Origin of the sequence: Paraburkholderia ribeironis, assembly GCF_900019265.1 — a bacterium.
GTDB lineage: Bacteria > Pseudomonadota > Gammaproteobacteria > Burkholderiales > Burkholderiaceae > Paraburkholderia > Paraburkholderia ribeironis.
In genome coordinates, this window is sequence record NZ_CYGX02000095.1 from 80,601 (window position 1) to 92,247 (window position 11,647).

Here is an 11,647-nt window from a genome sequence, read left to right on the forward strand (position 1 = left end):
GTCAGCCGCGCACGCAATCGACGAAGTATTCGATGCGCCCGTTGATCATTTCGCCGACGAGCCCGTGAATGTCCGTGTGGAAACCCGGGAAGCGCTCGTTGAATTCGCGGGCGAAACGCAGATAGTTGACGATGGTCCGGTTGAAGCGCTCGCCCGGGATCAGCAGCGGAATGCCCGGCGGATACGGTGTCAACAGGATCGACGTGACGCGCCCTTCGAGCTCGTCGATCGGCACCCGGTCGATCTCGCGGTGCGCGAGCTTGGCGAACGCATCGGACGGCTTCATCGCCGGCTCCATGCTCGACAGGTACATCTCGGTCGTCAGGCGCGCGATGTCGTTCGCGCGATAGACGCTGTGGATCTGCTGGCACAGGTCGCGCAGGCCGACGCGCTCGTACATCGGATGATGCGAGACGAACTCGGGCAGCACGCGCCACAGCGGCTGGTTGTTGTCGTAGTCGTCCTTGAACTGCTGAAGCTCGGTCACCATCGAGTTCCAGCGGCCCTTGGTGATGCCGATCGTGAACATGATGAAGAACGAGTACAGCCCGGTCTTCTCGACGATGATGCCGTGCTCGGCCAGGTACTTCGTGACGATCGCGGCCGGAATGCCGGTTTCGCCGAAGCCGCCGTCCATATCCAGACCCGGCGTGACGATGGTCGCCTTGATCGGGTCGAGCATGTTGAAGCCTTCGGCGAGCGGGCCGAAGCCATGCCACGGATCGTTCGGCCGCAGCATCCAGTCTTCGCGCGAGCCGATGCCTTCCTCGGCGAACTGGTCGGGGCCCCACACCTTGAAGAACCAGTCGTCGCCGTACTCGGCGTCGACCTTGCTCATCGCGCGGCGGAAGTCGAGCGCCTCGGCGATCGACTCCTCGACCAGTGCCGTGCCGCCCGGCGCTTCCATCATCGCCGCGGCCACGTCGCACGACGCGATGATCGCGTACTGCGGGCTGGTCGACGTGTGCATCAGATACGCTTCGTTGAAGCGATGCTTGTCGAAGCGGCTGTTCTTCGAATCCTGCACGACGATCTGCGAGGCCTGCGAAATGCCGGCGAGCAGCTTGTGCGTGGAGTGCGTCGCGAACACCATCGCACCGATGCGCGGACGGCCCGCGCCGATCGCGTGCATGTCCTGATAGAACTCGTGGAATTCGGCGTGCGGCAGCCAGGCCTCGTCGAAGTGCAGCGTGTCCAGCCAGTCGCCCAGCATCTGCTTGATCATCTCGACGTTGTAGACCACACCGTCGTAGGTGCTTTGCGTGATCGTCAGGATGCGCGGCTTCAGGTTCGGGTTCTTCGCGAGCGCTTCGCGGGCGAACGGATTCGCCTCGATCTTCTTGCGGATGTTCTCCGGCTCGAACTCGCTGCGCGGAATCGGGCCGATGATGCCGAAGTTGTTGCGCGTCGGCGTGAGGAACACCGGAATCGCCCCGGTCATCGTGATCGCGTGCAGGATCGACTTGTGGCAGTTGCGGTCCACCAGCACGATGTCGCCCGGCGCCACGGTGCCGTGCCAGACGATCTTGTTCGACGTCGAGGTGCCATTGGTCACGAAGAACACGTGGTCGGCGCTGAAGATGCGCGCGGCGTTGCGCTCCGAGGCCGCCACCGGACCCGTGTGATCCAGCAGCTGGCCGAGTTCGTCGACCGCGTTGCAGACGTCGGCGCGCAGCATGTTCTCGCCGAAAAACTGGTGGAACATCTGGCCGAGCGGACTCTTCAGGAACGCGACGCCACCCGAGTGACCCGGGCAGTGCCACGAGTACGAACCTTCTTCCGCGTACTGCACCAGTTCCTTGAAGAACGGCGGCGCGAGCGAGTCCAGATACACCTTCGCCTCGCGGATGATGTGGCGTGCGACGAACTCCGGCGTGTCCTCGAACATGTGGATGAAGCCGTGCAGCTCGCGCAGGATGTCGTTCGGCAGATGGCGCGAGGTACGCGTCTCGCCGTACAGGAAGATCGGGATGTCGGCGTTGCGGCGGCGCACTTCGGTCACGAACGCGCGCAACGCGACGATCGCGGCCGCGAGCTCCGGCGTCTCGCCTTCGACGACCACGTTATCGACGTACGGCAACAGTTCATCGTCGTCGATCGACAGGATGAAGCACGACGCGCGGCTCGACTGCTGCGCGAACGAGGTCAGATCGCCGTAGCTCGTCAACCCGAGCACTTCCGCGCCTTCTTTCTCGATGGCTTCGGCCAAAGCGCGGATGCCGGAACCGGAGATGTTCTCGGAGCGGAAATCTTCGTCGATGATGACGACGGGAAAACGGAACTTCATGGACGGTTCTCCAAAAAGAACGACCGCTGCATTCTCTAAATTGCAGCGGTCACCCTGTGTATCTGGTGGGTCAGTGCGCTGCCGGGCTCACGTCTTGGGCAACGTGACGCCGTGCTGACCTTGATATTTGCCGCCGCGATCCGCGTACGACGTTTCACAAATCTCGTCGCTTTCGAAAAACAGCACCTGGGCGACGCCTTCGTTCGCGTAGATTTTCGCAGGCAAAGGTGTCGTGTTCGAGAACTCGAGCGTGACGTGGCCTTCCCATTCCGGCTCGAACGGCGTCACGTTGACGATGATCCCGCAGCGCGCGTACGTGGACTTGCCCAGACACACGGTCAGCACGCTGCGCGGAATGCGGAAATACTCGACGGTGCGCGCGAGCGCGAACGAGTTCGGCGGGATGATGCAGACGTCACCCTTGAAATCGACAAACGACTTCTCGTCAAAGTTCTTCGGATCGACGATGGTCGAGTTGATGTTCGTGAAGATCTTGAATTCGTCGGCGCAGCGGATGTCGTAGCCATAGCTCGAGGTGCCGTAGCTGACAATCTTCCGGCCTTCTTCGGAGACGCGAACCTGATCGGGCGCAAACGGCTGGATCATCTTGTGCGACTCGGCCATGCGCCGGATCCACTTGTCGGATTTGATGGTCATAAAGGTGAACGCTGCTCGACGTGAATGACAGGTGTGTGACGGATAACAACCCGGTGATACCGGGCAACTTTCAGGTTATGGGCGCTGACTTCGCCGTCCCTGCGGCCGGCGGCGCGGGCCGCGTGCCCTGCAACGGGCCATGCCGCGACGGCTGGGCGCACGCCCAGCGGCGGACTCGAGGCAGCCCCCCCGACGGAAGGCGCTCATTTTACGCGATCACGAGCATGGTGCCGCAGGTGAGCTCCGCGACGCGCACTGGCCACCGCAAGCATGGACCGCAACACGGACCGCAAACCGGGCGCGGCCGTCGCTCACTGACGAATCACGCCGCAGGCGAGCGCGAGGCCCGCGCCGTGCTGCGGATAAGCATACGGATCGCTCACATCGTGATGCAGTACGATCGCGCGCTGCAACACCGAGCGGATGCCGTCGAGCGACACGTCCGGCGCAACGATGAAGCCGGTGGCCACACCGTTCGCGTCCGCGTGAATGTTGGCGAGATCGCCTTCGACCCGCGCGCCCGCTTTCAGACGCCCGGCGGCCGGCGAGAAGATCTGGCCCGCGCTGGAGCCATCGGCGGCGATGCAGTCGCCCCGCTCGTGGATTTGCAACGCGTGGTCGCTATTGGGCGGCAAGCCCGCGAGATTGTAGGTGACCTGCACGCCGTCCGAGTGCTCGATGAACGTCACGAGGCCGCGCGCCTGATTGCCCACGGTGGGCAACAACTGCGCGTCGGCGCGCTTTTCCTGCGGTCTTAGGAACACGCTACAGCCGCACAACAGCACACAGCTGGCAGTCAGGACGATGAACGCATGCACCGCCTGCCCGTCGATTCGTTTTCCCATGCGATCCTCTTGCCGACCTGGCGGCCGCCCCTGCGGCCGCCGAGCCGAACCTGTGAAGTCGACATGATACCGCGAGACCTGGCGCAAATAGACGCCTCGGGCCCTTGTCCGAAAGGCTAGTCAGGTGTTTTGCACAACGATATTGGGAAACTTCGACGTCATGTCGCGAGCCCGCTCGGCGATATGGATCGCCATCTTGCGCGCGATCGACCGGTAGATCTCCGCAATGCGCCCGTTCGGGTCGGCTACGACCGTGGGATTGCCCGAGTCGGCCTGTTCACGGATCGCGATGTCGAGCGGCAGGCTGCCGAGCACGTCGACGCCGTATTCCTTGCTCATCCGCTCGCCGCCGCCGGCGCCGAAAATAGGCTCTTCGTGGCCGCAGTTCGAGCAGATATGCATGCCCATGTTCTCGACGATGCCGAGGATCGGAATGCCGACCTTCTCGAACATCTTGAGACCCTTCTTCGCGTCGAGCAACGCGATGTCCTGCGGCGTCGTGACGATCACCGCGCCGGTCACCGGCACGCGCTGCGACAAGGTCAGCTGGATGTCGCCGGTGCCCGGCGGCATGTCGACGATCAGGTAGTCCAGATCACGCCAGTTGGTTTGCCGCAGCAACTGTTCGAGCGCGGAGGTGGCCATCGGGCCGCGCCACACCATCGGGTTGTCCTGCTCGATCAGGAAGCCGATCGAATTGGCCTGCACGCCGTGGCCGGTCATCGGGTTCATCGACTTGTCGTCGGGCGATTCGGGGCGGCCGACAATGCCAAGCATCATCGGCAAAGACGGACCGTAGATGTCCGCGTCGAGCACGCCCACCGACGCCCCTTCGCTCTCCAGCGCGAGCGCGAGGTTCACCGCGGTCGTGCTCTTGCCGACGCCGCCCTTGCCCGACGCCACCGCGACGATATTCTTGACGTTCGGCAGGAGTTTCACGCCGCGCTGCACCGCATGCGCGGCGATCTGCTGCGATACCTCGACGCGCGAGTTCGCGACGCCGGGCACGGCCCGCAACGCATCGGCGAACTGCGTGCGGATCGCTGCGAACTGGCGCATGGCGGGATAGCCGAGCACCACCTGAAGGCTGACGGTATCGCCCTCCACGGCGACATTCCTGATGTTCCTGGCTGCCGCGTACGGCGCACCGGTGTTGGGGTCAGTGACGGCCGCGAGGGCAGCGTCGACCAAAGCCCGATCGATACTCATTGACACTCCGTGGGGAACAGATACGGCGCGGAAAATCGAAGTTTCGCCCACGCGCCGGGATTTGAAAGAAATTGTTATGCGGCATTGCGAAAAAGAGGCGCGCCGGGCACCCTTCGGGCAGGCGAAACGCCGTGGGGCCTCATCACTGCGTGCTTCAGCCATCATTGTAGTGGCTGACGCCGGGCGTTGCCGGAAGACCCTTCTTCGCTGTCGGACCGGACAGAAGCAAGACTAGGATTTCCGTACTTTGAGTGCTCCGCCGCCGTTTCGTCGTAAGGTTGATGAGCTAGATTGATCCCTAGCGCTGGTTTTATTCGCTTCACTCAAGAGGATTCGAAAATGAACGCAAAAATCATGACTCGCCTGGCCGTTTTCGCCGTTGCCGGCTCGCTGCTGGCGGGCTGCGCCACCCAACAGGGCACCAACACCGCGGTCGGCGCGGGCGTGGGCGCCGGCACCGGCGCGGCATTGGGGGCGATCTTCGGCGGCGGCAAGGGTGCGGCGATCGGCGCCGCCGCCGGCGCGACGGTGGGCGGCATCACCGGCTACAACTGGCAATCGATTCGCAACCGCATGTCGGGCGCGACCAAGGGCACCGGCACGCAGATCACCGAGCAGCCGGACGGCTCGCTCAAGATGAACATTCCGAGCTCGGTCACGTTCGACACCAGCAGCTACGCGATCAAGCCGTCGTTCTCACCGGTGCTGGACGAGCTCGCGCAAACCCTGCAGCAGAATCCGGAAGTTGTCGCCTCGGTGGTCGGCCACACCGACAGCACGGGCTCGGCGGCTTATAACCAGACGCTGTCGGTCAATCGCGCGCAAAGCGTGACGGGCTACCTCGCGCAACGCGGTATCGCGCCGCAGCGCCTGTCCGCGACCGGCATGGGCCCGAACCAGCCGATCGCCGATAACAACACCGAAGCCGGCCGTTCGGCCAACCGGCGCGTGGAAATCTATCTGCGCGCCACGGCTCAGCACGCGACGCAATAAGGACAGGGCTTCAGGAGCGTGACGCGGAAGGGCGCCGGGTCGTCGGCAGTGGCGCCCGGCCGGACGTAAAAAGCGGCGGAAAGAAAATTTCGCACGACGACGAAAAAATTTCGAACTCTAGCGAAAATCCGCGGTCTTTATTTACGGTACGTGGCTGGCGAAGCCGCCGCGTCACCATTCTCCTCTTGTCGTTGTTGCTCCGGGGTTAATAGCCCCGGTTTTTTTTGGCCGCACGGTTTGCGCGCCCGCCGTTTGCAAACCCGCCGTTTGCAAACCTTCAAGCGCCGCGACGGCCCGGCTGTACGCCCATGCGGCCCACCCCGCGCCGGGCGCCCGCCCTGCTAGAATCAATCTTTCGTCCCACCGCAGGCTCCCACCATCCTTATGTCAGCACCCGCAACCGATCTCTCCGCAGACGCGCCGTCAGGCCGTCGTCAGATTCTCGTCACGTCGGCCCTTCCGTATGCGAACGGGCAAATCCATATTGGCCATCTGGTCGAATATATCCAGACGGACATCTGGGTCCGGACGTTGCGAATGCACGGGCACGAGGTCTACTACGTGGGCGCCGACGACACGCACGGCACGCCGGTCATGCTGCGCGCGGAAAAGGAAGGCCTCACGCCCAAGCAGCTGATCGACCGCGTTTGGAAAGAACACAAGCGCGATTTCGACAGCTTCGGTATTTCGTTCGACAATTACTACTCGACCGATTCCGAAGAAAACCGCGTTCTCAGCGAAAGCGTCTACCTGGCGCTCAAGGAAGCGGGCCTGATCGAGGCGCGCGATATCGAGCAGGCGTACGACCCGGTCAAGGAAATGTTCCTGCCGGACCGCTTCATCAAGGGCGAATGTCCGAAATGCGGCGCGAAAGACCAGTACGGCGACAGCTGCGAAGTATGCGGCTCGACGTATCTGCCAACCGAGCTGATCAATCCGTACTCGGTCGTCTCGGGCGCCACGCCGATCCGCAAGACATCGACGCACTATTTCTTCCGCCTGTCCGATTCGCGCTGCGAGAATTTCCTGCGCGCGTGGGTGGGCGGTCTGGCGCAGCCGGAAGCCACCAACAAGATGCGCGAGTGGCTCGGCGACGCTGGCGAAGCCAAGCTCGCCGACTGGGACATCTCGCGTGACGCGCCGTACTTCGGCTTCGAGATCCCGGGTGCGCCGGGCAAGTATTTCTACGTGTGGCTGGACGCGCCGATCGGCTACTACGCGAGCTTCAGGAACCTCGCCGAACAGCGCGGCCTCGACTTCGACGCGTGGGTTCGCGCCGGCTCGAAGGCCGAGCAGTATCACTTCATCGGCAAGGACATCCTGTATTTCCACACGCTGTTCTGGCCGGCCATGCTCGAGTTCTCCGGCCACCGCACGCCGACCAACGTGTTCGCGCACGGCTTTCTGACCGTCGACGGCGCGAAGATGTCGAAGTCGCGCGGCACCTTCATCACTGCGCAAAGCGTGATCGACACGGGCCTGAATCCGGAGTGGCTGCGCTACTACTTCGCGGCCAAGCTGAACAGCACCATGGAAGACCTCGACCTGAACCTCGACGACTTCCAGGCGCGCGTGAACAGCGATCTGGTCGGCAAGTACGTGAACATCGCGAGCCGCGCGGCAGGTTTCCTGATCAAGCGTTTCGATGGCCGCGTGCAGGACAGCGCGATGCAGCACCCGCTGCTCGCCACGCTGCGCGCCGCCGTACCGCAGATCGCCGCGAACTACGAAGCGCGCGAGTACAACCGCGCGCTGCGTCAGACCATGGAACTGGCCGATGCGGTCAACGCGTACGTCGACAGCGCGAAGCCGTGGGATCAGGCGAAAGATCCGGCCAACGCGGTCGCGCTGCATGAAACCTGCAGCGTGAGCATCGAGGCGTTCCGCCTGCTGTCGCTCGCGCTGAAGCCGGTGTTGCCGAAGCTGGCCGAAGCGGTCGAAGCCTTCCTCGGCATCGAGCCGCTGGTGTGGGCCGACGCGAGTGTGCCGCTCGTCTCCAGCCGGCCGATCAACGCCTACAAGCATCTGATGACGCGCGTCGATCCTAAGCAGATCGAAGCGTTGCTGGCCGCCAATCGCGATTCGCTGACGGCCACGCCCGAAGCGGCGGCGCCGGCCAACGCCAAAAACAAGGCCAGCGCAAAGGCGGCAGCCGCGGCGAAAGACGAAACCAAAGACGAAACCTCCGACGTGATCTCGATCGACGACTTCGCGAAGATCGATCTGCGCATCGCGAAGATCGTCGACTGCAAGGCGGTGGAAGGCTCGGACAAGCTGCTGCAACTGACGCTCGACGTCGGCGAAGAGAAAACCCGCAACGTGTTCTCTGGCATCAAGTCGGCATATCAGCCGGAGCAGCTGGTCGGCAAGCTGACGGTGATGGTCGCGAACCTCGCGCCGCGCAAGATGAAGTTCGGCCTCTCCGAGGGGATGGTGCTGGCGGCATCGGCAACCGACGAAAAAGCCGAACCGGGCCTGTACGTACTCGAACCGGATAGCGGCGCGAAGCCGGGCATGCGCGTGAAGTAACGCGCCGCGGCCCCCGCAGCGTCTTGCGCTATGGGCACATACGAAAAAGCGGCACGCTTGCCAACGCGTGCCGCTTTTTTTTGCGCGTGCGCTTTGCGAGGCGGTTATGCGGACGTCCGCGCCCTGAACATCACCAGTTGAACCGGTCGAAGCGCCGCGTATACAGCACGACGAATCCATAGAAGGTGCCGCCGTAAGTCACCAGCGACCAGTAGCGCGTCAGGTTGATGGTCGCCTTGACCGCATTGCTGGCTGATTGCAGGCCCTGCTCGTAGCCGATCACGAGCCGCTCGTTGATCGCCTTCGACACCATCACTACCTGCGGATCGGTCAGCCCGACCTCGCTGCGGCCGATCGAAAATTCGTCGAGCCCGACGGTCTTCGCGATCCGCTGGCCCGTCGCGCTGCCGAGCAGCGCAAGCGCCGTGGTCATCGTGCTCTGCTGGCCAAGGTTGTTGCCTTGATCCGTGCCGTGGCCGAACAGCAGCCACGAGAGCTTTTCGTTATCCGGCACGCTCGGCTCCGACAGCAGCCGCACCACCGGCGACTGAATCGTGCCCGTGACCTGCACGCCCGCCTCGACCTGCTGATTGCGGCGCATCGCCAGAATGTTGATGCCGGGATTCGCCACCGGACCATTGAACGTGAAGAAGCCGTTCTCGATGGCCAGCTTGCGGCCGAACGCGGTATACGTCGAGCCTTCGGTGACCCGCACGTTGCCGACCACGCGCAGCGGCAGGTTCGGCGCGCTCATCGCGGTGATCGTTCCGGTCAGGCCGAGGTCGGCACCCTTGCCGCGGAAGCGAAAATTATTGCCGAGGCTGATGTCGATATTGGCGTGCGGCGCAAATGGGCTGATCGGCTGGTTGCCGCCCGCCACCGGCCTCGGCCGCCCGCCCGAGCGGGTGCCGTCCGGGCGGATCACCACCACGTCGTCGCCGAGTCGCGGCGCGGCCTGCTCCGGCAGGTCGAACAATGCACTGTCGACCACGAATTTGCCGTTGATCGCCATGCCGCGCTGCGCGCCGCCGTTCGAGACGCTCGCGCTGCCCGACAACGACAGATTGCGATCCGGCGACGCGAACAGTTCAAGCTTGTCCGCCACGATGCTCGCGGTCAGATCCGGCTCCGCGCCGTCCAGACGCACGCGGCCGATGGCGCGCAGCGTACCGCTCGCGCCGTGAAACTCGACCTGCTGGAAGTCCACCAGATTCTCCGACAGCGCAATGCGCACCACACCGTCCTTCAACTTTATGCCCTGGTCGACCATCGTCGCGGACAGGTCGTCGCCGACCAGCGAGCCGGTCACGCTCGGTTTGGCGACCGTGCCACCCAGCGCGAGCCGCAGCGCGAGGCGGCCTTCGAGCAGATAACCCGGACCGAACAGGCCGCCGGTCGTTGTCAGTGACGGCACATTGGCGTTCACGCTGCCCGCCAGCGCGCCTTCCGGGTTGACCGTCAGCAGGCCGTCGCGCATCGCCAGCGTCGTGTGCGCGTCGGCGTCGATCACGCCGATCCGGCTCGCCTGCGCGTGCAACGTCGCGTTCAGGCGATCGCCGCCGCTGAATTCGGCGCGCGCCGTGATATCGGCGATGCCCATCGACGCGAGGCCCCGGCCGATTTCGACGGTGACGTCGCCGCTGCGCCGGTGCAGCTGGATGTGGCCGCTTGCCGTGGCGCCGAGCGAGAAATCCCAGTCGCCATCGAACATCAGGTCGGTTCTGACGGCCGGCGGCTCGCCGGTGATCTCGTGCCGCAACTCCTGCAGCCGCGCGAGCGAAACGTCGGTCAAGCTGCCCGCCGACTGGATGCGGCCGTGATCGAACGCGAACGATTTCAGGCTCAGCACCGCGCTCTCTAGCGTCAGACGTGTCGCGCCGAGCGTCAGCCGGCTCGGCGCGACACTCACCGCAAGCGGCGAGTCGAGATTCAACGCCGGCGTGCCACGGTTTTGCAGCCGGGTCACGGTGCCGTCCCAGCGCGTGCCGTCGCGCGCTTCGGTCAGCTTGCCGTTGGCGGCAACCGTCAGATCGAGCGGGCGGTCCTGCAGCTTGCCGGTGGCTGCGGCTTCGAGCGTGTGATTGGCGCGCGTGCCGGACAGGCGCGCCGTGAGCGTGGTCAGATCGACGCCACCCGCGCTGAGATTGCGCGCGTCGGTGGTGAACGCGAGCACGCCGTTCGTGCCATCGCGCAGTTCGGCGCGGCCTTGTGCATGGCCGACACGGTTGCTGCCGAACACCACGCTTTCGGCCTTGTAGTTCAGCACCACGTTGGGATGCGCGAATGAGCCGGTGACGTCGCCATCGGCGGCGATCAGGCCCGCGAGGCCGAAGCCGAGCCGCTCGAGCTGCGGTGCGTCGACGCGAAACCGCAGCCGGTCGCCGCTCGCGCCGAAGCTGCCTTGCAAGTCCACCTGGTTGCCCGCCACCGACAGATTCGCGCGACTCGGCAAAATCCTGGAGCCGGCCAACTGGATCGTGCCGCTGCCCGTCAGCGGCAGATTGTCGTAGACGCTCGGGCCCAGCATGAATTCAGCCTTGGTGGTGAAGACCGGACCGAGCATGCCGGCCGCGCTGAGCGTGCCGTTCACGCGCGCTTCGATCTTGCGCGCCGGCGTTGCGCCGCGCGCCGCGGCACGAGGCGACGCGGGCGGTAGTGGCGTTCTGCGCTGGACGACTTCGGCCTCCACCACGGCTTTGGCGGTGTTTTGCGCCATGGCAGCGGCCTGATCGCCCGGCGCCGCGCTTTTTGCGCCGGCGGTGCTGCCCGCCAGTGCCGCGGCGTGCGCGGTGCGCGCTTGCGGCGGGCGGCTCGCCGCGGGCGACGGCGCCGTCACCGGCGTGCGCGACGGCATCTGCGAAGTCAGCGTCAACGGGTCGAAATCGGTTAGCTGCGCTTTCAGGTTGTAGGTGGAATTGGCGTCGTGCTTGAGCGCGCCGGACAGATCGATGCGGCCTCGGCCCGATGTGATACGCACGTCGTTGAAGCTCATCCGCGCGGGATCGAACGTCACCTTGCCTTGCGCGCGCAGCGCCGCGCACGCCTGCATCCCGGAGATCGGCATGCCGGTCGCCTTCAGACGCATCACGAACTGCAGCCAGTCGAGATCGGCCGGCCAATACAGGCG

At 64.6% G+C, this 11,647-nt stretch carries 7 protein-coding genes; 2 read left to right on the plus strand and 5 right to left on the minus strand.

Features of this window, described 5'->3' with window-relative positions:
* Position 1 precedes the first annotated feature (1 nt).
* The 4 genes from BN2475_RS30105 to apbC all read right to left on the minus strand — a co-directional run bounded on the left by BN2475_RS30105 (position 2) and on the right by apbC (position 4,998).
* Positions 2-2,287: an arginine/lysine/ornithine decarboxylase gene (locus tag BN2475_RS30105; protein ID WP_094783043.1), complete on the minus strand. Its 2,286-nt coding sequence runs from the start codon at positions 2,285-2,287 to the stop codon at positions 2-4.
* A gap of 87 nt (positions 2,288-2,374) precedes the next feature.
* On the minus strand, positions 2,375-2,944 hold the full coding sequence (gene dcd / locus BN2475_RS30110) for a dCTP deaminase (protein ID WP_094783044.1): 570 nt from the start codon (positions 2,942-2,944) through the stop codon (positions 2,375-2,377).
* A 311-nt stretch (positions 2,945-3,255) separates the two neighbouring features.
* The gene (locus BN2475_RS30115) at positions 3,256-3,789 is read right to left on the minus strand and encodes a superoxide dismutase family protein (protein WP_094783045.1); all 534 of its coding nucleotides are present in this window, start codon (positions 3,787-3,789) and stop codon (positions 3,256-3,258) included.
* Between the two features lie 120 nt (positions 3,790-3,909).
* A complete protein-coding gene (gene apbC / locus BN2475_RS30120) occupies positions 3,910-4,998 on the minus strand; it encodes an iron-sulfur cluster carrier protein ApbC (protein WP_094783046.1) in 1,089 nt (362 codons plus the stop codon).
* A 339-nt stretch (positions 4,999-5,337) separates the two neighbouring features.
* Between apbC and BN2475_RS30125 the strand changes: the two genes are divergently transcribed.
* Entirely contained in the window at positions 5,338-5,991 is a 654-nt protein-coding gene (locus tag BN2475_RS30125) for a YiaD family glycine zipper/OmpA-like lipoprotein (RefSeq protein WP_094783047.1), read from the plus strand.
* Positions 5,992-6,375: 384 nt separating this feature from the next.
* Positions 6,376-8,520 carry a methionine--tRNA ligase gene (gene metG, locus BN2475_RS30130; RefSeq protein WP_094783048.1) on the plus strand — a complete coding sequence of 715 codons (2,145 nt, stop codon included), beginning with the start codon at positions 6,376-6,378 and terminating at the stop codon, positions 8,518-8,520.
* Between the two features lie 130 nt (positions 8,521-8,650).
* Here metG and BN2475_RS30135 read toward each other — a convergent pair.
* Positions 8,651-11,647, minus strand: a 2,997-nt coding sequence (locus BN2475_RS30135; protein ID WP_094783049.1) for a translocation/assembly module TamB domain-containing protein, incomplete at its 5' end; no start/stop codon positions are given.

What these genes read in the sequence shown, in the direction of transcription:
- BN2475_RS30115 (WP_094783045.1), bottom strand. Translation starts at nt 3,789, where the DNA reads ATGGGAAAACGAATCGACGGGCAGGCGGTGCATGCGTTCATCGTCCTG.
- BN2475_RS30125 (WP_094783047.1), top strand. Translation starts at nt 5,338, where the DNA reads ATGAACGCAAAAATCATGACTCGCCTGGCCGTTTTCGCCGTTGCCGGC.
- metG (WP_094783048.1), top strand. Translation starts at nt 6,376, where the DNA reads ATGTCAGCACCCGCAACCGATCTCTCCGCAGACGCGCCGTCAGGCCGT.
- dcd (WP_094783044.1), bottom strand. Translation starts at nt 2,944, where the DNA reads ATGACCATCAAATCCGACAAGTGGATCCGGCGCATGGCCGAGTCGCAC.
- apbC (WP_094783046.1), bottom strand. Translation starts at nt 4,998, where the DNA reads ATGAGTATCGATCGGGCTTTGGTCGACGCTGCCCTCGCGGCCGTCACT.
- BN2475_RS30105 (WP_094783043.1), bottom strand. Translation starts at nt 2,287, where the DNA reads ATGAAGTTCCGTTTTCCCGTCGTCATCATCGACGAAGATTTCCGCTCC.